The sequence below is a fragment of the Acetobacterium wieringae genome, from assembly GCF_001766835.1.
GTDB lineage: Bacteria > Bacillota > Clostridia > Eubacteriales > Eubacteriaceae > Acetobacterium > Acetobacterium wieringae.
The window spans coordinates 102,583-126,880 of record NZ_LKEU01000018.1; the positions used below are offsets into that span (position 1 = coordinate 102,583).

Annotated in this window: 25 protein-coding genes; 6 read left to right on the forward strand and 19 right to left on the reverse strand. The window is 43.6% G+C overall.

Translation table 11 applies throughout. The annotated features are described in order from the left end of the window. Positions 1 to 98: 98 nt before the first annotated feature. The gene (locus ACWI_RS04705; RefSeq protein WP_070370275.1) at positions 99 to 1,166 is read right to left on the reverse strand and encodes a sensor histidine kinase; all 1,068 of its coding nucleotides are present in this window, start codon (positions 1,164 to 1,166) and stop codon (positions 99 to 101) included. A gap of 204 nt (positions 1,167 to 1,370) precedes the next feature. On the opposite strand from ACWI_RS04705, the gene ACWI_RS04710 reads away from it, so the two are divergent. From ACWI_RS04710 to ACWI_RS04725, 4 genes are all read left to right on the forward strand, one after another. Further along, entirely contained in the window at positions 1,371 to 2,303 is a 933-nt protein-coding gene (locus ACWI_RS04710; protein ID WP_070370276.1) for an ABC transporter ATP-binding protein, read from the forward strand. Between the two features lie 8 nt (positions 2,304 to 2,311). After that, positions 2,312 to 3,439 carry an ABC transporter permease gene (locus tag ACWI_RS04715; RefSeq protein ID WP_070370277.1) on the forward strand — a complete coding sequence of 376 codons (1,128 nt, stop codon included), beginning with the start codon at positions 2,312 to 2,314 and terminating at the stop codon, positions 3,437 to 3,439. Then, the gene (locus tag ACWI_RS04720) at positions 3,426 to 4,592 is read left to right on the forward strand and encodes an ABC transporter permease (protein WP_070370278.1); all 1,167 of its coding nucleotides are present in this window, start codon (positions 3,426 to 3,428) and stop codon (positions 4,590 to 4,592) included. The genes ACWI_RS04715 and ACWI_RS04720 overlap by 14 nt, the downstream gene beginning before the upstream one ends. A gap of 238 nt (positions 4,593 to 4,830) precedes the next feature. Next, the gene (locus ACWI_RS04725) at positions 4,831 to 5,445 is read left to right on the forward strand and encodes a DUF6088 family protein (protein ID WP_070370279.1); all 615 of its coding nucleotides are present in this window, start codon (positions 4,831 to 4,833) and stop codon (positions 5,443 to 5,445) included. Between the two features lies 1 nt (position 5,446). Here the strand turns inward: ACWI_RS04725 and ACWI_RS04730 are convergent, their stop codons facing one another. Both ACWI_RS04730 and ACWI_RS18955 read right to left on the reverse strand, forming a co-directional pair. Next, on the reverse strand, positions 5,447 to 5,770 hold the full coding sequence (locus ACWI_RS04730; protein ID WP_070370280.1) for a hypothetical protein: 324 nt from the start codon (positions 5,768 to 5,770) through the stop codon (positions 5,447 to 5,449). Positions 5,771 to 5,841: 71 nt separating this feature from the next. Continuing rightward, positions 5,842 to 5,985: a hypothetical protein gene (locus tag ACWI_RS18955; protein ID WP_175440896.1), complete on the reverse strand. Its 144-nt coding sequence runs from the start codon at positions 5,983 to 5,985 to the stop codon at positions 5,842 to 5,844. A gap of 342 nt (positions 5,986 to 6,327) precedes the next feature. Between ACWI_RS18955 and ACWI_RS04740 the strand changes: the two genes are divergently transcribed. After that, positions 6,328 to 6,522, forward strand: coding sequence for a type II toxin-antitoxin system HicA family toxin (locus ACWI_RS04740; protein ID WP_070370282.1), 195 nt, complete (start codon positions 6,328 to 6,330; stop codon positions 6,520 to 6,522). Between the two features lie 36 nt (positions 6,523 to 6,558). On the opposite strand, the gene ACWI_RS04745 is transcribed toward ACWI_RS04740, so the two are convergent. The 11 genes from ACWI_RS04745 to ACWI_RS04790 form a co-directional block, all read right to left on the reverse strand. After that, positions 6,559 to 9,597 carry a nuclease domain-containing protein gene (locus tag ACWI_RS04745; RefSeq protein WP_070370283.1) on the reverse strand — a complete coding sequence of 1,013 codons (3,039 nt, stop codon included), beginning with the start codon at positions 9,595 to 9,597 and terminating at the stop codon, positions 6,559 to 6,561. A 3-nt stretch (positions 9,598 to 9,600) separates the two neighbouring features. Continuing rightward, positions 9,601 to 11,415 (reverse strand): AAA family ATPase, encoded by a 1,815-nt coding sequence (locus ACWI_RS04750; protein ID WP_070370284.1) that lies wholly within the window; start codon positions 11,413 to 11,415, stop codon positions 9,601 to 9,603. A gap of 28 nt (positions 11,416 to 11,443) precedes the next feature. Next, positions 11,444 to 11,818, reverse strand: coding sequence for a type II toxin-antitoxin system HicB family antitoxin (locus ACWI_RS04755; protein ID WP_070370285.1), 375 nt, complete (start codon positions 11,816 to 11,818; stop codon positions 11,444 to 11,446). 103 nt (positions 11,819 to 11,921) lie between these two features. Beyond that, positions 11,922 to 12,623, reverse strand: coding sequence for a hypothetical protein (locus tag ACWI_RS04760; protein ID WP_070370286.1), 702 nt, complete (start codon positions 12,621 to 12,623; stop codon positions 11,922 to 11,924). A gap of 84 nt (positions 12,624 to 12,707) precedes the next feature. After that, entirely contained in the window at positions 12,708 to 13,217 is a 510-nt protein-coding gene (locus ACWI_RS04765) for a hypothetical protein (protein ID WP_070370287.1), read from the reverse strand. Continuing rightward, positions 13,175 to 13,699, reverse strand: coding sequence for a hypothetical protein (locus ACWI_RS04770; RefSeq protein WP_070370288.1), 525 nt, complete (start codon positions 13,697 to 13,699; stop codon positions 13,175 to 13,177). Before ACWI_RS04770 ends, ACWI_RS04765 begins: the two co-directional genes overlap by 43 nt. A gap of 30 nt (positions 13,700 to 13,729) precedes the next feature. Next, positions 13,730 to 14,710, reverse strand: coding sequence for a helix-turn-helix transcriptional regulator (locus ACWI_RS04775; protein ID WP_070370289.1), 981 nt, complete (start codon positions 14,708 to 14,710; stop codon positions 13,730 to 13,732). Positions 14,711 to 14,739: 29 nt separating this feature from the next. Further along, positions 14,740 to 14,889, reverse strand: coding sequence for a hypothetical protein (locus tag ACWI_RS18960; RefSeq protein ID WP_175440897.1), 150 nt, complete (start codon positions 14,887 to 14,889; stop codon positions 14,740 to 14,742). Between the two features lie 535 nt (positions 14,890 to 15,424). Next, on the reverse strand, positions 15,425 to 16,186 hold the full coding sequence (locus ACWI_RS04780) for a hypothetical protein (protein WP_070370290.1): 762 nt from the start codon (positions 16,184 to 16,186) through the stop codon (positions 15,425 to 15,427). Beyond that, the gene (locus ACWI_RS04785; protein WP_070370291.1) at positions 16,179 to 17,279 is read right to left on the reverse strand and encodes an AAA family ATPase; all 1,101 of its coding nucleotides are present in this window, start codon (positions 17,277 to 17,279) and stop codon (positions 16,179 to 16,181) included. The genes ACWI_RS04780 and ACWI_RS04785 overlap by 8 nt, the downstream gene beginning before the upstream one ends. 143 nt (positions 17,280 to 17,422) lie before the next feature. After that, complete coding sequence (locus ACWI_RS04790) at positions 17,423 to 17,755, reverse strand: CGGC domain-containing protein (RefSeq protein ID WP_070370292.1); 333 nt, start codon at positions 17,753 to 17,755, stop codon at positions 17,423 to 17,425. Between the two features lie 126 nt (positions 17,756 to 17,881). Between ACWI_RS04790 and ACWI_RS04795 the strand changes: the two genes are divergently transcribed. After that, positions 17,882 to 19,084, forward strand: coding sequence for a diaminopropionate ammonia-lyase (locus ACWI_RS04795; RefSeq protein WP_070370293.1), 1,203 nt, complete (start codon positions 17,882 to 17,884; stop codon positions 19,082 to 19,084). 93 nt (positions 19,085 to 19,177) lie between these two features. On the opposite strand, the gene ACWI_RS04800 is transcribed toward ACWI_RS04795, so the two are convergent. From ACWI_RS04800 to ACWI_RS04820, 5 genes are all read right to left on the reverse strand, one after another. Further along, positions 19,178 to 20,092: a DMT family transporter gene (locus tag ACWI_RS04800; protein WP_070370294.1), complete on the reverse strand. Its 915-nt coding sequence runs from the start codon at positions 20,090 to 20,092 to the stop codon at positions 19,178 to 19,180. Positions 20,093 to 20,207: 115 nt separating this feature from the next. Next, a complete protein-coding gene (locus tag ACWI_RS04805; protein WP_070370295.1) occupies positions 20,208 to 20,900 on the reverse strand; it encodes a DUF4956 domain-containing protein in 693 nt (230 codons plus the stop codon). Between the two features lie 58 nt (positions 20,901 to 20,958). Beyond that, entirely contained in the window at positions 20,959 to 21,678 is a 720-nt protein-coding gene (locus ACWI_RS04810; protein WP_070370296.1) for a polyphosphate polymerase domain-containing protein, read from the reverse strand. 183 nt (positions 21,679 to 21,861) lie between these two features. Further along, positions 21,862 to 23,814 carry an oxidoreductase gene (locus ACWI_RS04815; RefSeq protein WP_084633498.1) on the reverse strand — a complete coding sequence of 651 codons (1,953 nt, stop codon included), beginning with the start codon at positions 23,812 to 23,814 and terminating at the stop codon, positions 21,862 to 21,864. After that, entirely contained in the window at positions 23,811 to 24,287 is a 477-nt protein-coding gene (locus tag ACWI_RS04820) for a hypothetical protein (RefSeq protein ID WP_070370297.1), read from the reverse strand. Before ACWI_RS04820 ends, ACWI_RS04815 begins: the two co-directional genes overlap by 4 nt. Positions 24,288 to 24,298: the final 11 nt, after the last annotated feature.

Sequence of the window (24,298 nt, forward strand, 5' to 3'; positions counted from 1 at the left end):
GACAGTCTATCGACTGTTCACCTACACGTTACTAAATTGTTTGCAAAAACCGACATCAAAGCAAATTCCGTTCGATGTTTTAAATTACAAATTCATTTCTACAAGTCATTTTTAGGCACGGAGATAAAGATCCGAAATCCCCGCTCCGTAGTAATATGAACGTTGCCATTCAGGGCAGCCACCCGGTCTCTGATATTTTTTAGCCCGATACCGTCGCCATCAAGACTGGCACTGCCGCTGCCGTTATCCTGTACCACCAGTTGGATCAATCCCGGATGTTCCCGAACCACCAGTTCCACTTCATTGGCTTGAGAATGACGAATCGTATTGGATAAGGCTTCCTTGACCACCGCGATAAAACAATATTTCACTTCTTTATCCAACGGCGATTCCACATCATAGTCAAATTTAACCGGACAAAATTCAAAATTCTTAATCAGCGTCTGCAGTTCCAGCTGCAAATCCAGGGATTCATCGTGAAGATCGTGGACGCTGTTTCGAATACTATCCATGGCTTCTGAAAGGGTTTCTTTGATCTGAATTAACCCTTCCCGAGTTTTTTCTTCCTGGCTGATTGCCAACAGCGCCCCGGTTTGCAAAATACTCCGGGACAGCATGTGTCCGACATTATCATGAATATCCCGGGCAATCCGGTTGCGTTCAGTCAAAGTGGCCAGATTCAGTTCATAGTCCTGCTTTTCCATCAGCATTTTATTCTTTTTTTCCAGCTGCAGGGCGGTTTCCCGGGTGGTGTCCCGGAGAGCATTGTAATCCTGTCTGAGTGTTTCCAGCGAGAGCGTCCGTTTTTTGACAAAATAAGCCACCAACATAAATACCGGAATCAGCACCACCGCAGTGCCACTCAGCGCTGTAAAACCGGTTGCGGCTGGCAGCAGCGCCAGCGTCCACAACCATTTATAGCGGGAAATCAAAATGTCATAGCCGATCAGTGGCACAAATAAAAGATAAACCGGCTCAAAAAAACAGATTAGCAGATAGCCGCCAAACAATCCCGCTGTCACCGGCCCTTCCTTTAAATAACTGGATGCCGCCGCAAAAATCACCGCCACCAGTACCGGAGCAATCAGCAGCACATTATCCACCGTGGTTAGATACAAGGCCAGACAGAATCCAAAAACAATTACCTTATCAATCAGCTTATTCATTTTTACCTGCCTTTATCAGAATCGTATCGCTGTCAGCACTACAATTTTATCACTACTTTAACATAAATGGTGACATTTGTCATACCCGATCGGGAGGCTTATCACTATTAAAGCGTGTGCCAATGGCGTAAAATAAAAGCATCAACCAATATAAAACTGTTTGCGCTGCTGCTTAAGCAGGCATACCGATAAAGGAGAAAGAAAATGGTCATTAATGTCAAAAATCTGGTAAAACGTTACGGCGATCTGATCGCTCTCGATCACTTCAATCTGGAGGTACAGGAAGGGGAAGTCCTCGGGCTGCTGGGCCCCAACGGTTCAGGAAAAACCACCGCCATCAACTGTATTTTATCGCTCTTAAAATACGATAAGGGAACAATTGATATCTTCGATCAACCGATGACTCCGGATGCCTACCATCTTAAGCGGGACATCGGGATTGTCATGCAGAATGTCGCTGTTTTTAATGAACTGACTGTATATGAAAATATCGACTACTTTTGCGGTCTGTACATTTCTGATAAACAGACCCGTAAAAAACTGGTGGCCGAGGCCATTGATTTTGTCGGTCTGAATGATTTTTCTAAATTCTATCCCAAAAAACTCAGTGGTGGGCTGCTGCGACGCTTAAACATCGCCTGTGGAATTGCCCACCAGCCAAAGCTTATTATTCTCGATGAACCAACTGTGGCCGTCGATCCTCAGAGTCGCAACAATATTCTGGAAGGGATCCAGAAGCTGAATCAGCAGGGCGCCACGATTATCTACACCTCGCATTATATGGAAGAGGTGGAGCAGATCGCCAGTCGTATTGCCATCATGGATAAAGGCAAGATCATTGCCATGGGCACCAACGAAGAGCTGAAGAAAATGATCAAATCCGGGGAACACATCAACCTCGAACTGCTCAATCCCGGAGATCTCGACCTGGCCGGAATTAACGCCCTACCCCATATCATTTCAGCCGAACGCCGTGACCACCAGTTGGTGATCAAGTCTGAGCGTGGTAAGAATAATCTGATCCCCATTCTGGATCACCTGAAAGATCAACAGATTGCCATTGGAAAAATCTATTCCGAGCCACCAACACTTAACGATGTCTTTCTGGAAATCACCGGCAAAGAGTTACGAGATTAGGAGGAGCCATGTTTTTATTTAATTATCGCTATCGACTTAAGTGCATTCTCCGGGATCGGGAATTGATGTTCTGGACCCTGATGTTTCCTATTCTGCTGGCTACCCTGTTCAATCTGGCTTTTTCTAATATTACCAGCGCCGAAGAATTTGTTAAAGTTAAGGTAGCCGTCGTTGAGAATGAAGATCTTGATGCCAACCCGGCTTTCAGCGAAGCCCTGGACGACACTACTGATATTTTTGAGGTTACCTATACCACCCGAGCGAACGCAGACGAGTTGCTCACCAACAATCAGATTGACGGATATATCGTTTTCGACCCGGACCTCAACCTGGTGGTCAATCGATCCGGTCTTAATCAGACCATTATCCGGGGCTTTCTGGATGATTTTTTACAATCTTCGGCTACCATCGTCACCGTTATCACCAAAAATTCCACTGCCCTGGATCAAGGTATCCTGGCCGGGATTACCAATCGCACCGAATACTTGCGGGCCGTTTCGGCCAGCAACTCCAACCCCGATCCAGTTGTCAATTATTTTTATGCGTTAATTGCAATGACCTGTTTATACGGCGGCTTTCTGGGGGTCAAAGAAGTGGTTGCCATCCAGGCTGATCTTTCGGATGTCGGGGCCCGAATCAATCTGGCACCGACCAATAAGCTGAGTGTCCTTATCTCTTCAATGCTGGCGGCTACCACCGTTCAACTGGTGGAACTGCTTATTCTGCTGGCCTTTGTGATCGGCGTGTTGGGCATCAGCTTCGGCGATCAGCTGGGTTATGTCGCTCTGACCTGTGTCGTCGGAAGCCTCACCGGGGTGACTTTCGGGGCCTGCGTCGGAGTCATTGTCAAAAAAGGTGAGGGGCTGAAGACAGGAATCCTAATCGGCTCCACCATGACGATGTGCTTCCTGGCCGGAATGATGTTTGCCGATATGAAGTATATCATCGCCACTAAAATCCCGATTCTTGGCTACCTCAACCCGGCCAACCTGATCACCGACAGCTTTTATGCCCTCTATTACTACAATACGCACACTCAGTTTTTCACCAATATCCTGCTGTTGTGTGGTTTCACCATTTTATTCAGCGCAATTACGTACTTTGTGTTAAGGAGACAGAAATATGCAAGTTTATAAAGCTTTTTTTCGGATCATCCAGAAGAACCGGGGCCAGATCCTCATCTATCTGGTGGTCTTTATGGTACTGGCACTACTATTGACCAACGCCTACAACCCGCCCCAGGATACCGATTTTACTAAAACCCGGGTCAATATTGCATTTATTAATGAAGACGATGATTCTCAACTGGTGGCAGGGCTTAAAAACTATCTGGGCGAATACGCCAACCTGGTGGATCTTCCTGATGATTCCCAAAAACTTCAGGATGCGCTGTTTTTTCGGCAGGTTGAATACATCCTGCGGGTGCCGGAAGGCTTCACCGCAGCGATGCTAAACGGCCAGGATATCCAACTGGAAAAAACCATCGTCCCTGATTCTCCCAGTAATATTTATATAGATCTGCTGATCAACAAATACTTAAATACTGCAAAAACCTATGTCACTTATCTGCCCGAACTAACCCAGACCGAACTGGTCAGCTATCTGAAAACAGATCTGACCAAAGAAACCGAGGTCACGGTTATCTCAAGTGATCGCCACTCGGATAACGCTGAAAAATCTAGCTACTATTTTAATTATCTTTCCTATTCGCTTTTTGCTATTCTGATTTTGGGGGTCTGTTCGGTAATGCTGGTCTTTAATGATACCGATCTGAAGCGACGCAACCTCTGTTCGCCGATGCGCGCAGCAACAATGAACGTTCAGATGATTTTTGGTAATATCAGTTATGCGGTACTGACCTGGTTGGTGCTGATCGCTGCCAGCTTTGTGATGTATGGCAGCTACATGTTCACCACCAATGGCCTGCTGCTGTTGCTTAATTCCTTTGTCTTTACCCTGGCAGCACTTTCGATCAGCTATCTGATCGGCAACCTGGTTAAAAGCCGGGGCGCCATGTCAGCAGTGGCCAATGTCTTTGCTCTGGGCACCAGCTTTCTCAGCGGCGTCTTTGTACCCCAGGAACTGCTTGGCCCCAATGTCCTGATGATTGCCAGCTTTACTCCGACCTACTGGTATGTTAAGGCCAATAATGAAATCGCCAATGCAGTCAGTTTCAATGCCGACACGCTTCAGTCGATTTTTACCAGCATGGTACTGGTGCTGGCCTTTGGGATAGCGGTGCTGGGGGTAACCCTGGTACTGATTAAGCAGCGTCGGGTGGAAGGGTGATTGGTTGGATCGATACATAGAAAGTAAAAAACAGGTTCGGGACAACGAGGGGGTTGTCCTGACCTGTTTGTTTTATTCGTTGGAAAATCGTCTCCAACTGCTGAGATAACAACAACTTGAGTCAGATCGATAGCAACCATCATCCTTTGCTTAAACAATGTCACAATTTTATACATTGTTCTTATAAATACTTGCCTATCCTTCCCAAACCAACTATAATAAAGATGAGGTGATACCGATGCTGACACTTGCTCAAATTAAATCTGAATTTAAACCAAATACCCCAATTTTTTTATCTGATCTGGAAAATGCAAACATAATTTCCGGTGATGCGTTAAGAAAATCCTTTTCCCGGATGGCTAAGACCGGAGCGCTCCGACGCTTTCAAAAGGGTATTTACTATATCCCAGAAAAAACCATCTTTGGTGAATCGTCGCTAAATCCCGCTGATGTGATCCGGCGAAAATATCTTAGCGACGATAACAATCAGTACGGCGTTTTAACCGGTCTGGCCTTGCTGAATAAATGGGGGCTCACCACCCAGGTTCCCAACGTCATCGAAATTTCAACCAACAATGAAACCAACCGCAAGCGACAAGTTCTAGTCGGCGGTCAAGCTGTGATTCTCAGGCGTTCCCGAACGCCTATTACCAATGAAAATGGAACCCTGATTGAATTTCTCGAAGCCCTTTCAAGCATCGATTTTAACAATGTCGAACAGCTTAATTATTTGTGTAACTACCTCAAAAGCCAAAGCTTTTCACGGTCGCTACTCGATCAGGCACTCATCGCCTATCCGAAAAAAATTTATCAGGAATTGGTTGAAAGTGGGATGATTTATGATTTTGTATAAATCAGTCATCGATACCTACCATTTTGAACCCTTCCGGGTCTATGCTCAGGATATTTGATCTACCTTTATTGACAAAGTCTTCGCCATATTTAAATTCCTGAACCCGGTTATCCCGATTGATGGAGGGCAGGAAAAAAATGGCAAAAGAAATCAGGCCGACTACCAGATTGGCCAGTAATTCACAGACCACATCGACCCGATCGCGGGTAAAATTAAAATTCGTGAACCGGCCCCATTCCGGCTGGCCGGTACGCTCCCCGGCCAGGGCATTCAGCTGATCAATGAGCTGGCAATAATAGGTAATGGCCTCTGTCATTTTTTCCATTCCAAATGGTTCGTACTCAAGCCTACCTCCCAAATACTTTCTATATTATGTACATCACAACAATTAAACCATCAGAGCCAATCGCACCAATCTCCTATTGGATAAATGCCTTCATCAGCAAATGCATAAGCCTCTCTAAGATCATCAAGAACATACGAGCAATCCTCCTCTTCATCCGGTAATGTCGCTAAATTCTTTGGAATTATTTCTGCCATCTGTGCCAACTCCTGCTGACACTTTTTGCAAAAGCAAAAATCATTCCCGTCATAGCTGCGTACCATTTCTCCGATATCCGATACCTCTTCAAGTTCCCTTTTACATTTAAAACATGTGATCATATAATTTCCTGCCTCTCGCTAGCACGTATCATGATACGTGTTTTATTGGTTGTTACACGTATTATAACACGCACTAAAAATAAGTCAACTGCTATTTGTCATTTTTCTTTCCTTGACTTCGAGCACTAATCTTCATATAATTGAACCATTCATAGAGCTTCGATGTGCCTAGAAAGCAGACCTTTTGTTACTGTTAACAAAGCACAAAGGAGGCTGTATATGAATTACATTAAACTCGAGAAAATTATCACCCGTAATGGCTGGATTTTGGTAAGAACCATGGGTTCAAGCCGCCAGTATCGTAAGCTTGACCATAAAAATACCGTGATTATCGCTAATCACGGCAATGGCAGAGTTTCGGTCGATGTTTTAACAACTCTCGAAAAAAAAACCGGGCTGTCTCTTCAGAGATAGTCCGGTTTTTTTTAACACTAAAGAAACGGAAGCTTTTCACCTATTCCACTCGAATAACACTGCACGCGACAACAGTACAGTTAGCGGAATATTATTTTTTTTATTATTCGGAGCTGTTTGCCTGCATTTAGGACAGGATACATTCCAACAAGCACATGAATTGCTACTCGTTGCCCTGGCATAATAATTTTCTGTATGCTTTCCAATTTTAATATTTTCATCATGAGAAGTACACCCACTCTGACCGCAATGTGTTTCTACCATAAATTTTCCACATTCAGGATTTTGGCATTTAATATGATATTTTGTATTCCCTTTCTCGGTGTACTTCGGCGATATCTCAACTGTTCCACCACAAATCCAGCATTTTGACTGATATAATCCAAATTGCTGTTCCATTATCATCTGGATTACATAGTTAAGCTGATTGCTTTTCGGATTACAGGTAATAATTCCTAACTTGTTTTCATTGTTGTTCAATCCGCTTTTCCACATTGACCATTCTTGAAGTTTTTCCTTATTAACATCCCAATTATTTTCGCTTGCTTTTTCGATCCACTTTTCTGACCATATATCCAGATAATCTCCCAAATACTTCTTGGCATCATAGTGTAACTCAACCTTTTTGCCCTGCCCATCCTTTACTTCATCTGTATTAGCCACAGTCTGCATGCTACTATGCAGAATAAACGAGCCAGAGATAATTTCAGTTGGGAGATTACAAGATCCAAATTCATCCTTTAAATTCATCCCCTGAGTAAGCTCCGTGGTATACTTTTGGAAAGCAACTTCGCAGAGATCCTTCTTTCCATCATAATTCTGGTTGCCTCGATATTTTGCATCAAATACAAATAATCGTGACTTGTTGTCATAATCTATTTTCATAAATATGTCTGGTCGTAAACTGGCATGCGTATCTTTAGCAAAAACATTAATTTTTTTTAAATAGTCTTTATCAATGCGAAATTTCCTATCATACCATATCGACACGTCCATTGTAGTTCCATTTAATTGATCAGATTTTAGATCAAACCTTGTTCCATTAAGTGAAGCCCGCTCATCTAATATATCCTTAATCAGATTTTTAAATCCCAAAACGCCATCATTTTCATATTCACCATTTATTCCTTTAATTTGGAAACCATAACTATCAACAAAGAGCATAACCAGTTTTATGCAACACCATTTTTCATATAGCTCCGGTAATTTGGCAACTCTGAATTCCTCATCACTTGAATAATAATCAACGCCATCCATGGCACCACTATTGGTTTTCATTATTTTATAGATTCTCCGATATAACGGATTAAACGAAAACAAATTTGATGAGCGAATGGGTGTTCTTTCTTTGCTTACGCTTTTTATAAGATCGGTTTCATCTATCCGATCCAGTTTTTTTTCCAAATCGTTCCAACGTTTATCACGTTCATTTTTATTTTTCAGTTTTAAATTTAATTCTTTTTTTTGTTTTTGACTATCCTCATATTCTTTGAGGAAACCCCTGCTGTCGTCATCACTGTCGCTGACCTGATCAAGAATAAATTCACGAAAAGCTGCTATTGCTGATTCTTTTTCTTCCGGACTTATTTCCTTTGCTAAAAATATTTTTTCCTCTTCATCCGGCTTCTTAAATCGTGATATCTTTTCGATAGTTCTAAAATGAAATGTAAAACTGGCATATTCTTGATTGCTTTTAGTAATGTCATAATTTGGTAATACCTTTCCCCTAATGCCAATAGTATCACCGCTGTTAACACGCTTAGATGAATCAAAATTAGAATCAGTATACTTAAATAATAAGGCTGCAGATTCAAGACAATCCATTGGCAACGTCATATTTATAAAAGCCGTTGTTTTAGCATTATTTGTCTTATACGCTTGCCGTTCAGACCATACCGTTTTAGTCTTTACACGATATTGACAATCATCTGCATTTTTTACGCCCGTCTGTGTAAACAAACTTATTTGCGGAGGTTCTTTTGAAATTTGATATTTGAAAAAATTATCGATCTCATCCCGCTTGTTCAGTTTAATCTGTATAAAAACAGTTTGCAATTCAGGTTCCAGAGGTCTATTATGCGTTAAACTATTTTTTAAATTATCTTTTTTATCCTTTATATTGTCATTGATGCGTATAATCTCATCTTCTAATTCTTCCTCTGAAAAATTCAGTCTAGTCAGGCTAGATTCCAACCTTAATTTCTCGTTTTCAAGTGCAGTTGTCTCAATATTTTGTCTGACAGAAATCAGTCTTTTTAAACGGTCAATGTGTGTCTTAATGACACGATGTTCAAATGTATCTAACACTTCTCGATGTGCGATTGCAGTTACCTTATCCATATGGAAAATTTCATGCTCGACAAGAGCCTGCTGTGTTATCTTTTTTACTTTATTGAATGACTGTTTGCATTTATATTGTCGAAGTTCAGCTTGGGCATCTTTCTCAAGCATCCAAAACGCTTCACAAAACTCTCTAATTGTCCGTTCCGTATTATCATATAGCGCATCCGTCCATGTCAAAGCCATTGACATGGAGCTCTTTTCGTCTATACATAGCTGTTGTTGTATCGAAACCAGGTCCTGGATTAATTCTTTATAGAAATTCGACTCTTTATCTGTCCTTCCGGATATCAACCTCATCGATTCCGTCCGGCCTTCAAACGAGATCTGCAGCACCTCGTATCCTACTGTAGTATAGTGTGACACAACGGTTTCCTGAAGCCGTATATTAATCTCCCATTTCCGGGGTGGCAGAAAGTATATTACGCCATCCTCTCTGACAAATTTCTGATAAATATCTCCTGCCTCCGTTGAAACTGATTTTACTGATGTTGTGTGAGGATTGATTTTTATGGAAATATCGACATTTTTGTATGTGTCTTCAATTTCTGCCCGCAGATATGGTTGAAACGACAATTCACCACCATCAACCCACTTGCCTAGGCTGACAAATTCGGGATAATCTGCAGGATCCACCTCCTCAAGCGACATGATTGGTAATTCCCCATTATTTAAAAGGCCCTTTTTATTAAATGTTGCATTTACAAGGACTACTTCGATCGCGTAACCTTCCATCAATTAGTCCTCCCAATACTTTAACCTCTCCGTATCCGTTGCCTGTTTCTCCATCCTCTCAATTTTCCTAAATGATCTCTCGCAATCTTGAATAATTTTCTTCAATTCTTCAATCATCGTTTTGGTCTGATGATTATGTTTATAATCAAGATCAATTGCCGGAAGAATTTTTACAAGAACAACCTCATCCAGGTCTATTAAAGTTTCATCCCCGCCATTCCACTGATTAATGTATGTTTTCACACGGTTTGATACTGGCAACCCAAGCACTCTTATCTCATTAATTTTAGATAGCAAATCCGAATCTTCATTATTGTTAGCTGGAGGAACTTTAAATCTTTCCGCCTTTACCACTACTCTGTTTCCATCAAGCACAACCGTTTCGGGCAAGTTCTCTGCTTCTGTTCTCTTAACCTCTTCAGCCATTGCCTGAAGTTCGATCAGACAGCTTCTATCAATTACCTTTGGACTAATTGTTTTTGTTGTTGCATCCGTATTAAGTGTCCCCACGAATCTAACATTCTCAGGGATCTTAAAAGACGGCTTATAATAATCCATATCTGCAAGTTGAGCCACAAGCTCTCTTATATCTTCTTCTGCCACTTCAGCTTCCTTAAGTTCAGCCTGTAGTCGGGTTCTGATTCTGTCAGAATAAAGCGGCAATTCATATGGCTTATCCCAGGTAAAAACATTGAGCATTTCAGAAAAGTAATACTCAACATTAGCCAGATTCATCTCATCCAGAAGAATAAAATAAAGCTGCTCCGGATTTTTTTCTGCCTCAATAAGCGCATCAAGAAATTGTGTCGATACATAACGTTTATCCACAACATTAAAAAAGCCAATCAAATCTTGGTTATCTGTCCAATTAGACTGTACCTGTATTCGTATACACTTTGCCCCAAGAGCATGTGCCACCTTTATAGGCAGACTGGTCTTTCCGGTTCCCGGTCTTCCCCATAAAAGAGTCAGCTGTTTTGTTCTTAAAGCATTCATAAATGCTTTGATTATCGCTTTCTCGTAATAGAGATTTTCATTTTTCCAAAGATAGCCCCATACCTGATTAATCAATTCTTCATAAGAACTATAGGCGTAATCTTTTCTAATATCTGGCACCATCTGATGATCCGAAAGTATCCCCAGCTCCAGATAATGTGCATATTTAGGCTCAGCTTCTTTTATCTGCTTCTTCAGCTGTTTAAATTCCTCCTCCATCTGATTTTTGTTGCCTTGAATTTTATTCAATTCGGATTGTTTTTTATCTATCTTATTTACAATACCCTCTAACTCTGCTTTCCCGGTTTCGATCTTACGATTAAAGACTTTATGCTTTCTTTCCAGCATCGCCTCGACGTAATCCGTTGCCCAGTCATATAAGGCAATCTTTCCATCAAATTGTGGAAGATCATCATTGTCTATGCGGAAGTCTTCGGATTCCCATTTTTTCTTCAGTTTTTCAATCAGCTTATTTGTGAATTCCTCTTTTGAATCAAGTCTTCCAACATCAATCAGATAATAGGACCACTTATTCTTATCTTTTCTAGGATCGAGTCTTCCACATATATAATTGCCTATTTTTAGATCCTTGTCTCTATCCAAATCGATTCTACATGTTTTTTCACGCAGGAATAATGTGGCTGGCTTTCCATAAACGTCATACGGCCTCATCTGAAATGATTTTGTGTTTTCTTCAACTATCCGCCCATAAACCCAACCGTTATCTGTTCCCAGGATTCCATACGCATAATCACATATTTCTTCATTAGTAATTTTCGGATTGTGCAATAGTTCTTCTTTTGTTACTTTTATATTCTCCATCTTTCCTCCAAACTCAAAAGTTACCCCTCTATATTCCCAGTTCCTCTTTAATCCCTTTTACCAGGCAGGCAGAAAAATTTACATTATTCTCTTTCGCCAGAATATCAAGCCACTGCGGAATGGTAACAGTCTTCTTGACGTACACTTCCTTAGCCATATTTTTATAGTACGGCAGCCAGACATGAACATAAACCGCACCTTCCTCCACAACTGATGCGCTGGGTGGTTCCTTGCCCTGATCCATGCAATCCAATATCGACAATGCCAATGCTTCCTGCGCTATTTCGATTAGGCCCTCTTCAGAATTAGCTATCGCAATTACGTTTGGGAAGTCCACAAATTCTAATACGATTTCTTCCACTGTTCTTTTTATTTTAGCTGGATATGTATAATTATTTTTCATGACACCTCCATTAAGTTTTTCATAATGCGTATTATAATACGTATTTTTATTTTGTCAAGAAAAAAGCCGAACTATCTATTGTCACCAACAACCGGTATCGGTATCAAGACCTGTCCCAATATAGAACCGCCGATGCCAGCAGCGCCGACTGCTGAATTCTTAAATAATTACTTGGTTGAAATTCTACCGCATACCGCTCGACAAATATCCGAACCAAATACAACAACCGCCGTGATCGCACCAGACGTAACTGCCCGGTCACCTTATCAAGCCGGATGGATTTACCTATACTGCTTTTTGCTAAAGCTGAGGTACTGACGGATGAAGCAACTTTTTCACTAATCGCAAAGGCCGGATTAGCAATTGTTGCCACGTCTTTAAATTCACCACTTTGAAAATAGGTTTTTGTCAAAGAAATCGCCAGTTTTGATCGTGAAAGCTGTATCGTCAGAGTATAAATCAGTGCCCCTTTTCCAAATACTTTCAAGCCTGTCACCAATCCGGCTTTGGCTGCTTCAGCCGGTTTTTCACCATTCCAAATCGCAATCGAAAAAACAATCACAACCGAAATCCCGGTGGGAATGGAAGACGTAATAATACCGGTGCCCAAATCCACACACAGGCTTTCAATCGTGCCGGAAGCGGCAATATTATGTGCCGATGCGTAGGTGAAGGTTCCCTTTTTGACATACTTACGCGGATCATCACCTGGCTGTGCATCTGGAACCTGCCCGGAGTCAATCCGTTTCTGCATTAATTCACAAGCCTGATCATACTGATCTCTTGGCACTTCTATTTGCATCATTGAACCATCTTCATTCAAATAAATGGCTTTTTTCTTTTCAAACGCCGCACCAATACTTTCACTGGCTGTTTTATAGTATTTTGTCTAAATATTGACGCCATCAACAATTCGATCGGCACCATGTTTTACCTGTCTATTGTTCTCATCAAGTTGCTGGGCTGCATTAACCACCTTTTTACCCGACAGACGGTCGACGGTATTATTGCCGTATTCGGCAGCATAACCTGCCCCGCGGCTGCCATTAAAATAATTTCCAACCTCGCCATACATCGCTTGTCGTGGTTCCACACCGCCCATTACCCCAACTGTATCCATGATAGCTTGGGTGTCTCGCATCAATTCTTTTTTGAAAGAAGCTTCCCCAATATTCTCGTCAATTGTGGTCTGGAATAAAGAAACCAGACTATCTGTTTCAACCGTTAGCTTTTCAATAGGGATGTTAACAAACTGATAGGCATGCTTATCCTTTTCAATATATTTTAAGGTCAGCTGATTTTTTCCTTTAGAAATCTCCACCAGGCCTGAAAATGGATAGATCACATTCTCACTGCTCAAACCATTTTCAGCGGAACTGTCATATTTCTGGGTTGACAACAACACCCCTGTCGAATAATTGCCATTCCGTATTCACGCAGCTCATCATCTATTTTGCTACAGACAGGCGAAAAATAATAGGCCTCAGTATCTCGACCAAAGCCATGATAATTTAAAAATGAAGTTAATCGGCCAAATGGCATATTTTGCAGATCAAATTGATAATCAGCTTTATTTGAATCTTTTTGTTTTATCTCTTCCACACAAGGTCTCAGCAGATCATCAATTTCGTATTCCGTAATCGAAGTGCATATTCTTTTATTCCATCCCTTTATGGCTTTTTTATCCTTTGCAAATTCACGCCAAATCACAATGGCTAGAATGATAATTGCCGGAACGCTGATCACCGGATAGCCCACGATCAATTTGATCAGAAAAATAAAAAGACCAATGCCGATTATTAACTTCACACCTTTAACAATCTTTTGCCCAAATAATGCCCAAACTAAAAATACTGCCACCAAACCGACGATAATATACATTCTTCAACCCCCTAATTTTTTTGTCAATTATCACTTTTCCTCCCCATACTTCCCCCGCATCCGCTCAATCATCTCCACCATCTCTTTTCGATAACTCGGTGGGCTTAACACCTCAACCCAGTCCCCCTGGGAAAGCAGCCATTTCTTGACCCCTTCACCGTAAACCCGGGCTGACAAGGTGGTGACGCCGTCCTCGGTTTTTTCTACCTTGGCGGTGGGCAATCGGTCCAGAACCGCCTCCAGAGACGGGCCGAAAAAGCGGAAGCGAATGGTCGTCAGTTCACCGGTATACATAAACTGAATCTGCTCCCGAAATTCACCTTCTTTAAAGCGGTTGCCATAGTCAATCGTAAAACGCTGATCGCCCTCACAAAAAGCATAATTGATAAACCGGTCGAGCCGGAAAACCAGCGAAACAGGGTTTTCCTTACCGTTGATCTCGGCAATGACATAAAAATAATACTCATTAAACATCAGCCCCAGGGGATTGATTTTATAGGCCTTCACCGTACCATCCTGCTTTTGATACTGCACATCCAGCACCTGCTGCTTCTGAACACTCTGGCTGAAAAACCAGATCCGTTCAATTAAATCCTGGCCGTGTTTAACCGGCTGATAAAACTGGCGTTCATTGCCGATGGCCACCTCAATCGCCTTGCGGTTATAGGACAAACGCAGCAGATGATCGAGGATTTCCTCCATTTCGTTTTCGCTGAAAGCCCGGGCATCCAGCAAGACCTTGGCCACGGCAAAGATATCATGATCCGACAACGCCATACTGCCTTCCCGATACAACCGGTGGCCCTGACGCTTGCGGTCATAGGCAACCTCACTCTCAGGATAAAGCTCTTGCAGATAAGCTTCTATTTCCTGCAGATGCCGCTGGATGGTTTTGTCCGTGACTTTCTGTTTTTCGGCCCACTTCTGTTTGTTGACGATCTCACCCCGGATGATCTGATCATAGATGGCGAGGATCCGGGCGGTTTTCTTTTTATCATGTTGTGATTTCAATCGACTGTTTCACCCCCTTTGCGTTTTCTTTAAATCCGCACATTTTTCTTACAGCTTTTACACACCTTAACCGGCCCCAGTGGCCCCTGCATCGTCGTGGTGGCGGGATTCTGATGGCAGATCTGGCACAATGTCTTGTGATTCTTTTTCGGATTCGGATCTTTTTTCTCAAATAACATTGTCATTCCCCTTTTCCATGGATTGATTTGATATTAAGATTATATCGGAACAGCCTGGACAGAATTTGTCCCTTGTCATTTATTTATCCGTTTTTTATTTGCTCACCAACAGCGACACCTGAATATCTGAAGCCTTTCATCAGCCATCACAATTGCTGCTATTCAAATCTTAAATTTCTCAATTGCTGATTTAATCGACCAATGTGCTCCTGTTGTTTTTCATTGCCGTCTTCTTTTGATGAAACATCTCTTAATCAGCCATGATTTTAATTCGACAATAAGCCGTATTTTTTTATTATACGCTATTTTGTAACGATTTTAAAACTTTTAGTAGGTAAATTCATGCTTTTTACGCACCATCCTCAAATCTTTAACAAATATCAAAAATTTGAGTATCATTCGCTAAAAATATCATTATATTCTCATCTCTTTCATCATACACGACTCTCTGAAAAAGACAAGATGTGGCAATTCGTGTGCCAGAAAAATTTCTAATAAAAAGAAAAACCGCCGCAGCGGTTAGTAAGTTCCATCCTTATGTCATTTTCAGAAAACCGGGATTATAGTCGGCGATAAAAAAACCACAGGTTGATAATACCTGAAGCTGCTCTTCCTTTTCCAACAAAGCCAATTGCAACTGTAATACTTTAAGATGGTCTATCTCCTGCGTTACGCCATCATGAGACCAGTCAATTCGCTCATCACTTTGGAGCCCGTGGGCTTTTGCCATATTTTGTCTGATCACAATCGTCATTTGATCCCTGGATACCGCAAACTTTCGATAATCGCTTCCCAGCGTTTCTTGCTGAACCCTTAATTTATACTTCTTGTTTTTCAATTCAGCTAAAGCTGTCATACGATGATAATAATCGTCATCTGGAATTGATTTCAGATGATAAAAGGCTTCAACCATCGGATAGTTAAGGTATAATTTGCCCATATCTGAAGAATCCGAAAAATGTTTCTGTAATGCCAGCAAAACATCACTATCATAACGTGAATCCTGTGGATCCAGGTCAAATACCAGTAGAATATCGGTATACTTTTCATCAAACAGTTTTCTGTTTTCTTCACGCTTCTCTCTTGATTTTAGGACAAGCAGAATATCTGTTGCTTCAAGATCTTCCTGTCCAGCCATCATCATTTCCTGATATAATGCATAAATATTGGTACAATAAGATACAATCCGATAATCATCGAGAATTGGATAACTGCTGATTATTTTATTCATCAACAGAACATCAGTTTTTGCTCCTTCAACCAATACGAGAATTTTCTTTATATGTGCTTCATCCATCAAACTCACCACTTACATAGAGTTTTTCCAGATTATTACCTTCCCGTAATTCCCTTTTGGTGGCATTGGCCAGTGAAGTGAGCTGATTAGGGGTCAAAATAAAATAACAATCCGGCCTCATCATCCGATTCGTTAAAAGATTCGTGTTGTGGGATGTCAGCACGGTCTGAAAACCATCCATCGATTCCAATAAAGTAACGATCATCTCGGAAAGTTCAAAATGATAATATGCATCAAACTCGTCAATAAACAGAAAACTCAAGTCTTTTGAAGCAGACAACCAGTAGTATAAGGTATATAAAGCCTTTGTACCATTGGACGCCGTTTTGAAAAACGGCAGTGGTTTTTTGCGTTTAAAATACAACCGCTCCTGTCCATCCGGATCAACTATGATTTCCAACTGTTCGTCGATTCCGGCCCGGTTAATCAGACTTTGAAAGCCACCAAGACGATCATGGTCTAAAATAAACGAAAAATAATCCTTGCTGTCATTTTTAAAACCAATATAACGATTTTCATCCAGACTACGACACCAGAGCATGTTGTTCACAAAGCGCACCATTTCTTTTAACGGCTTGATCCCATCGCCAGCAGTGTTGCTGACAACATATTTTAAGATCGAAAAATGCTCGTTTAAAAATTCATAGTTTAGCGACGGCACCCTTTTTAACAGCCCTTCCAGATTTCCCTGTTTGTTAGAAAAATTATAAGAAAAGACAATTTCAGAGTCCATTCGGACTTCTTCAAATTGAAGCACCTGTTCCTGATTCTTGTGATACCGATATTCAATTTCTGAGTCACCAATCCTAAACACATACTGGAACTCGGCAAAACCGGTATCATTATCGGCATTCAGATAATAGTCATACAATCCCGGGGTGACATTTTTATCCGTCAGATGTGTTATCAGATCAAAAATGGCAAGGCCAATGTTTGATTTACCCACCCCATTTTTCCCATAAATAATGATTTTATTCAAAAAACCATCTTTAATACAATCCTTACTGAAAGAGTAATCCCGAACATCGGAAAAATCCAGTTCAATCTGCTCACTGAAATTTTTAAATCCTTTGACTTTGAAATTCTTAAGCATTTGCGTCTCACCTCTTCTCTTTGCTTAGATTATACCCTACTGACTTGTAGATGCAAGTATAAAAAGAAGGATACTGTAATTTTTTTACGGTATCCTCATCTGGTTATTAGTTTATCAATTTTTTCATTCTCCCATTCAAAATCTCAGTGGGTATACTCTAAAACGGTTATCTCATCACCAAGCTTTTTACGAATAGCGGCCAGCATTTGCTCAGCATGGGGACATTTGAAACCAATCGGATTTCCTTTAGTAATACAGGATGCCAAAGTGATGGTGTCGGCGCCACGCTTGACCATTTCCGCTGCCCGGGTGACAGCTTTTTTTCCTGGACATCCGCCACAGGTATTAAAGCCGATTATTTCGATTTCTCCCTCAACTCCCGCAAAGGCACCCTTCTTCCCTCGGATCACTTTAAAATCAGTCGTTCCCGGACACATATCTTCAGTCTGCAGGCAACGAATTACTCCAACTTTCATACCTAACCTCCATATTTTGATGATGATTATCTTTTTCTCTAATCATTATCGCATTGTGATATAATGACTACAATAAAAAAATCCGAAAACTATTTGCTTGATTCACCCCATAATAAGGAGACCCCGATGAACTCACCCATTACCATCATCTCTGGCGTAGGCCGGAACCCAATCACCGATCCGGAGCCAACCCCAGTGTTATCCCCAAGCGCCGTGGTCGGTGTCCGCCGCTTTCATCAATCATTGCCTCAGTATCAGCCGACGCCGTTGATGGCTCTGCCCGATTTGGCCGAGAAATTAGGCGTTCGCAATATTTTTGTTAAGGATGAATCCCACCGCTTCGGACTCAACGCCTTCAAAAGCCTGGGGGCATCTTACGCCATGGCTACCATCATTGCCGGGCAGATCCAGGCCGATATGGCAGACCTTACTTTTCCGTTACTGAGCTCTACGGCCATTCACCAGCAGATTAAGAATCTGGTTTTTATCACCGCCACCGATGGCAACCACGGCAAGGGAGTGGCCTGGGCTGCTGCGCTTTTTGGCTGCCGGGCGATAGTGCTGATGCCAAAAGGCTCTAAACCCAGCCGGGCGGCGGCGATCCGGGCCATCAATGATACCCCGGTTGAGATCACAGAACTGAATTACGACGAGTGCGTCCGCCGGGCTGCCCAGCTGGCAAAGGAGAAGGGTTACATCCTCATTCAGGACACTGGCTTTGACGACTACGAGGCCATCCCCAACGCCATCACCCAGGGCTATACCACCATGGCAAGCGAAGCTCTGGAGCAATTGCAGGAATGCGGCATTGCCAGGCCCAGCCATGTTTTTCTTCAGGCCGGGGTCGGTTCGATGGCCGGAGGTGTGCTGGGTTATCTGAGCCAGTATTACAATCAGTATCCGCCAATCACCACCATTGTTGAGCCGGACACCGTTGCCTGCATTTTCAAGTCGGTGCAGCAGGGACAGCCAGTGGCGATTGGCGGTCACCCGGAAACGATTATGGCCGGTTTAAACTGCGGCGAACCGAACCCTCTGACCTGGCCGATTCTTAGAGACTTAGCCAGCTTTTATGCCAGCTGCCCGGATTGGGTCACTAAACTGGGGATGCAAACCCTGGCCCATCCCGGAGGCACTGACCCGGCAATTATCTCCGGCGAATCCGGAGCCGTCGGTCTGGGGCTGCTGATTTCTTTGTGTACCGACCAAAGTCTTACCGCCCTGAAACAATCGCTTAATCTTGATCGCAACTCCACCATCTTACTGTTCAGTACCGAAGGCAATACCGATCCCGAAGGGTATCAGGCCATTGTCACGGGTACTGTTTAAACTGTCCAATAAACCGTAAATGAACATCAAAAGGTGCCCCCGCTTGGCGCTCCGATCGTTATCTCAACCGGATCCAAGCGGATGCACCTTTTTTCAAATCCGTCCCGCCTCCCGATTGACCAGCCAGATCCCCACACTGACACAAGCCAGGGAAACAAGAATCCGCAGGCTAAGGAATGCCTCACCCAGAAAAAGCCCCGATAAGATTACCCCAAAAACCGGAATCATAAAGCCATAAATGGCCACTACTCCAACTGGGTTGTGCTTTAATAGGATCGTCCAGATGGTAAAAGCGGCAGCTGACAAGGCTGCCAGATAGCCAAGTAAAAGCAGTCCCGGGACGGTAACCTGCGTGATCGATCCCCCCATCAATAACCCGATCATCACCAGCACCACCCCGCCGATCATCAGCTGATAGGCGGTCAGAATCATTGAATCGCTTTTTTGCGTATAGATTCGGGTCATCACTGCCCCCAGCGCCGAGGCGATGCAGACCAGAAAGAGAAAACCATCCCCCAGCAGCGAAAAACTGCTGTCGATCCGGCCACCTTTGAGCTGAATAATGATCACCCCGACCATCCCCAAAATGCAGCCAATGATCTTGGCCCGGGTCATCTTCTCGTTTTTCAGAATCAGATGGGCAAAAAGAATCGCAAAAAAGGTGGAGGTGGCATTGATAATCGATGCCTTCACCCCAGTGGTATTGGCCAGGCCGATGTAAAAGAAAATATACTGGAGGGTCGTCTGCACCAACCCTAAGCTGATCATCCGGCCCCACTCATCTCTTTGCGGCAGCGCAATTTTCTTTACATAAAGGCTGGTGATGATCCATGTCAGTATTCCTGCCAGAGTAAAACGATAACCGGCAAACAAAACCTGAGCTCCGGTGGTGGTGATTCCAAAAAGCTCATAGCCAATTTTAACCGCCGGATAGGCGCTGCCCCAGAGCAGGCAGCAAAGGGTTGCCAGGGCCAAAACCACGCCCTTGTTTTGCAGTCGATCTTTCAAATTTTTCCTCCACTCTTATTTTTATAGCATACTTGCAAACTAAAAAACCTGCTACTTTCGCAGCAGATTTGATTTATTTTATGAAACCAGCTAAATTGATTCTGATTTTTAAATACTATCCCAGATAGACCATATCGTTATTGATTTGAGTATTAAGGACAATGTTCAGATTTCCGTTTCGACAGCGCAACTGGTCAATGAACGCTTTCTGATCCATCGCATCTTTTGGCTGGATGGTATAAATAATTTCAAACAACGACCCAAAATCCGCCGTTTTGACCCGTTGCAGCTTATAACTCTGGGTATACTGCTCTAGAATATCTTCAAAGCAATTCTGAAAATCGATATCTTCGGGGATGGTAATTTTAAGTTGCATCATATTGACTCGCGGTTTGGCATATTTCGTCACGCTGAGAATAACCATCACTGCGCATAGAATGACGGCAAAAAGCATTCCATAGCCGATATAACCCATCCCGCAGGCCAGTCCGACGACCAGGGTAAAAAAGACATAGGAAATATCAATGGGATCCCCCGGTGCGCTTCGAAAGCGGATCAGACTGAAGGCTCCAGCCAAACTAAAGGCCCGGGCAATATTATTGCCCACCAGAAGAATGATAATGGCAATGATGGCTGGCAGCATAATCAGAGTTACCGTAAAGCCATGGGAATAACCTTCTTTACCCCGGGTTTTGATATAAATAACGCTAATAAATAATCCCATCAATAAAGAAGCAAAAATAATATTGACGGTTGTTGATAAGGTCAGCGTCTCACTGGTTGCTGATGAAAATAGTGTCTCCCACATCTCTGATCTCCCTTTATAAGTCTGTTATGATCTTGGTTTTGTCAGGCTGCGACAGATCCTACTCGGCCCGACTTAGATACTCCTGATAGGTTCTACCATATTTTGAAAAGCTGGAACTATAGATTTTCAGTTCCGATAGCGCCCGGGCCAGCCATAAGGGCATCGCCCCGAGAATCTTGATTTCCATGACATACTGATTGGGCGGAATCACAAAATCACCATAGTCACCCTTTTCTAAAAACAGGTGCGTTTGCCGGCTTTTAATATTGCAGTCAAAGGTCACCCGGAGGTTGGGATCATTTTTTCCCACATAGGCGGTCCGCTGATAGCTGATATACGCCTTTGCTTCAATTGAACGATTTTCCAGAAAATACTCAATTTCTTTTAAAACCTGTACTTCACTCTGGTTCAATCCTTCGGGATACTCTCTTTTAGACACAAAATTATAGGCATCATTTAATCGCAATGAGGCCCGCCGTTTATTGACAATCCCACCGATTTTTTTCTTCAGCTCCAAAAACACTCTTTCCTCAAGGGTTTCGGGAATGGTATAGCTTCGCAGCCGCAGTTTTTCTTTATAATAGGGCTTGGACAGAGAATGTCTGATCACATCATAATGCTGGGTATCGTAATAAATATTATAGATCATATAGCTGTCATTTTTTGAGGTGTAGGTATCCGGCTTCATTTCTGTCAGCAATATCGGCAAGATCTTCTCATATTGAACCGCATCTAATTGATATTTTTTCTCATAGCGCTTAAAGGTCGTTGTGATCATTTTATGTCTCCATTATTGCTAATTTTAGGAAAACAAACCCGCTGCCAATCGACTCAATTAACGATGGAACGTAAAGCTGCAGCACCAGCTGTTTTACGTTATTTGATAAGTCCCTAATTTTGAATTTTACCACACTTATGCAACAACCGTCAATTTATTAATTTCATATTAAATTTTGATTAACTAAAGCGTCCGAGCCACGTCGTTGGCCGCCCAGATCGCCGCCCGAATATTTTTGATCGCCTGACTATCGCCAATATTATAAACCTGGGGGTAGTCGTTCTGTATTTCTTCATATAAAGAAGGTGCTGGTTCAAAACCTACCGCAATCATCACGTGATGGGCCGGAAGCAACCGTTCCTCTCCGTTTTTTTCAATTACGGCGCCTTCTTCAGTGACCGATTTTAGGGTGGCAGAGGTGATAATTTCGCTACGATAAAAGACCAGTAAATCCTTCAGCATCTGTTGGTTAGCCGGAGCCATGGGGATACCGGCGGCCAGAATCTCCGGGGCTGAGTCCACGATGACCATCTTATGACGATGCATGGCCAGATGGAGGGCCGCCTCACAGCTGGCCAGACCGCCGCCAATGGCCGGACAGCGGGGTCCGACAAAGGTCTTGTCGGTCAGCACATCAATAGCATTGGTCACTTTTTCGCTGTCCATCCCCGGGAATTCAAGCTGCTTGGCTTCGGAGCCCTGGGCAATAAAAACGATCTCCGGATTGATGGCAGCTATTTTTTCTGGGGTTGCCGGTTCATCAAGACGAATCTCGACAGTTAAGCCTTCCAGCTGATTTTCATACCAATGGATCAGCTGGCGGTCGGCGGTTTTTAAGATCCGCTGGCTGCTGTATTTCAGCTTGCCCCCCAGTCCGTAGCTTTTTTCAAAGAGGGTCACCTGATGGCCCCTCAGTGCGCTGACCCGGGCCGCTTCCATCCCAGCCGGTCCGCCACCAACCACCACTACCTTTTTCAGGCTTTCGGCCGCTACAATCCTGGTACGCAGTTCCCGACTGCAGTCCGGATTAACGGTGCAGGAGGCTTTCTGCCCGGCAATCAGCTGGGCCAGACAACCGTCATTACAGCCCAAACAGGGCCGGATCACTTGGCTTTTAGCGTTTTCTAACTTGACAGGCAGCTCGGGATCAGCCAGCAGCGGCCGACCCAGCCCCACCATATCCAGCTTACCTTGGGCCAGCGCCTCGGCCGCCAGCTCCGAATCATCCATTTTTCCGGCGGCCAGGACCGGCACTGTAACAACTTTTTTAAGGGTCTCACTAAGATTCAGATAAACCCCTTTGTCAAAATAGACCGGCGGATATTTCCAATAGGAGGATTTCTCCGGCGTATCGATGCCGGCTGTCACGTCAAAACCGTCACAGTCGGCTGTAACCAACAGCACTGCGGCCGCCAGGGCTTCATCGACGTCACGTCCCTGTTCGGCAAATTCTTCCAGCGGCAAGGCTTGCTGTCCCCCGGCTTTAAGATAGCTTTTCATTGCCAACCGCACAATCACCGGAAAATCACGGCCACAGGTGGTCTTGATGGCAGCAATGATTTCCGTCACGATCCGAAAACGGTTTGGCAGCTCGCCGCCGTAATCATCCCGACGCTGATTATAAAGCGCCAGGGTAAAACCATCGAGCATAGATCCCGTTTCGATTTCAACGCCATCAAAACCGGCCGCTTTGACAATTTTGGCCGCCTCGGCAAAGGATGCCACCAGCTGCCGGATTTCGGCAAGGGTCATCGTCTGGCAACGTTTACTTTGTTCTAACCAGCTATCTCCAACCAAACCAGCCGCCAGCTGTACAAAGATCATGGTGCCGTGGTCATGGATCTGCCGGGTCATTTTCTGTCCGGCCGCAATATAAGCCTCGGGGTTAAACCCAGGAGTGGGGTCCGTACAAACCGTCTGTTGAGGGTCTAAGGCGGTCACCGCATTGGCACCGGCAATGATCAGACCCACCCCGCCCTTAGCCCGGGTCACATAAAAAGCGCTAGCCGCATCGGTATAAGCCCCGTTTTCATCAGCCGTCGCAATCCCCATTGCCGGCATAAACAGCCGGTTCTTGAGCTTCAGCTGCTTGATTGTAAAGGGCTCAAATAAAGCTCTGACCTTCTTATCCATCATATTACTGCCGCTCCGAATCTGCGGACATGATCCACCAGTTCCTGATAAGTGCTCTTCATTAAATCTGCTGGCAACTCGTAGAGTTCGATGCTGTGGCGCAGCTTGACCATGCCGTTCGGTACAATTTCATCCGCTGCTGTCATCTCGAAATCCGCTTCGTAAACCACCTTACAGTCGATACTGGCATTAAATTTACTGGCCAGCGAACCCAACAGCAGCTGGGCCAGCTGGTACTGCTCGTCGATCACATAAAAGTCCACATAGGTTTCCGGACAGTGGTCTTCCCGCTCTTCCTCAATCAGGAAGCCCTGGCAGGCGCTCATCGAAAAGAACACCGGAATGGCGTTAATGGCATCTACCAGTTCCCGAATCCCGTCATCAATATCTTCAGGATTCCGTAAATAAGCCGCCTTGTCTGCCTGGGTAAAAACTGTAATGGGATTGGCCGCAATCCCTAAAAATGATAAATCCATCTGATCCCCGC

Coding starts and splice junctions, on each gene's coding strand:
- ACWI_RS04780 (WP_070370290.1), bottom strand. CDS start 16,186: ATGGATGAAGCACATATAAAGAAAATTCTCGTATTGGTTGAAGGAGCA.
- ACWI_RS04755 (WP_070370285.1), bottom strand. CDS start 11,818: ATGAAAAATAATTATACATATCCAGCTAAAATAAAAAGAACAGTGGAA.
- ACWI_RS18955 (WP_175440896.1), bottom strand. CDS start 5,985: ATGGCAGAAATAATTCCAAAGAATTTAGCGACATTACCGGATGAAGAG.
- ACWI_RS04820 (WP_070370297.1), bottom strand. CDS start 24,287: ATGGATTTATCATTTTTAGGGATTGCGGCCAATCCCATTACAGTTTTT.
- ACWI_RS04760 (WP_070370286.1), bottom strand. CDS start 12,623: ATGATGCAAATAGAAGTGCCAAGAGATCAGTATGATCAGGCTTGTGAA.
- ACWI_RS04715 (WP_070370277.1), top strand. CDS start 2,312: ATGTTTTTATTTAATTATCGCTATCGACTTAAGTGCATTCTCCGGGAT.
- ACWI_RS04740 (WP_070370282.1), top strand. CDS start 6,328: ATGAATTACATTAAACTCGAGAAAATTATCACCCGTAATGGCTGGATT.
- ACWI_RS04790 (WP_070370292.1), bottom strand. CDS start 17,755: ATGAAAGTTGGAGTAATTCGTTGCCTGCAGACTGAAGATATGTGTCCG.
- ACWI_RS04725 (WP_070370279.1), top strand. CDS start 4,831: ATGCTGACACTTGCTCAAATTAAATCTGAATTTAAACCAAATACCCCA.
- ACWI_RS04720 (WP_070370278.1), top strand. CDS start 3,426: ATGCAAGTTTATAAAGCTTTTTTTCGGATCATCCAGAAGAACCGGGGC.
- ACWI_RS04770 (WP_070370288.1), bottom strand. CDS start 13,699: ATGTATATTATCGTCGGTTTGGTGGCAGTATTTTTAGTTTGGGCATTA.
- ACWI_RS04810 (WP_070370296.1), bottom strand. CDS start 21,678: ATGATCACAACGACCTTTAAGCGCTATGAGAAAAAATATCAATTAGAT.
- ACWI_RS04705 (WP_070370275.1), bottom strand. CDS start 1,166: ATGAATAAGCTGATTGATAAGGTAATTGTTTTTGGATTCTGTCTGGCC.
- ACWI_RS04730 (WP_070370280.1), bottom strand. CDS start 5,770: ATGGAAAAAATGACAGAGGCCATTACCTATTATTGCCAGCTCATTGAT.
- ACWI_RS18960 (WP_175440897.1), bottom strand. CDS start 14,889: ATGTTATTTGAGAAAAAAGATCCGAATCCGAAAAAGAATCACAAGACA.
- ACWI_RS04710 (WP_070370276.1), top strand. CDS start 1,371: ATGGTCATTAATGTCAAAAATCTGGTAAAACGTTACGGCGATCTGATC.
- ACWI_RS04785 (WP_070370291.1), bottom strand. CDS start 17,279: ATGCTTAAGAATTTCAAAGTCAAAGGATTTAAAAATTTCAGTGAGCAG.
- ACWI_RS04745 (WP_070370283.1), bottom strand. CDS start 9,597: ATGGAAGGTTACGCGATCGAAGTAGTCCTTGTAAATGCAACATTTAAT.
- ACWI_RS04815 (WP_084633498.1), bottom strand. CDS start 23,814: ATGATGGATAAGAAGGTCAGAGCTTTATTTGAGCCCTTTACAATCAAG.
- ACWI_RS04795 (WP_070370293.1), top strand. CDS start 17,882: ATGAACTCACCCATTACCATCATCTCTGGCGTAGGCCGGAACCCAATC.
- ACWI_RS04750 (WP_070370284.1), bottom strand. CDS start 11,415: ATGGAGAATATAAAAGTAACAAAAGAAGAACTATTGCACAATCCGAAA.
- ACWI_RS04805 (WP_070370295.1), bottom strand. CDS start 20,900: ATGTGGGAGACACTATTTTCATCAGCAACCAGTGAGACGCTGACCTTA.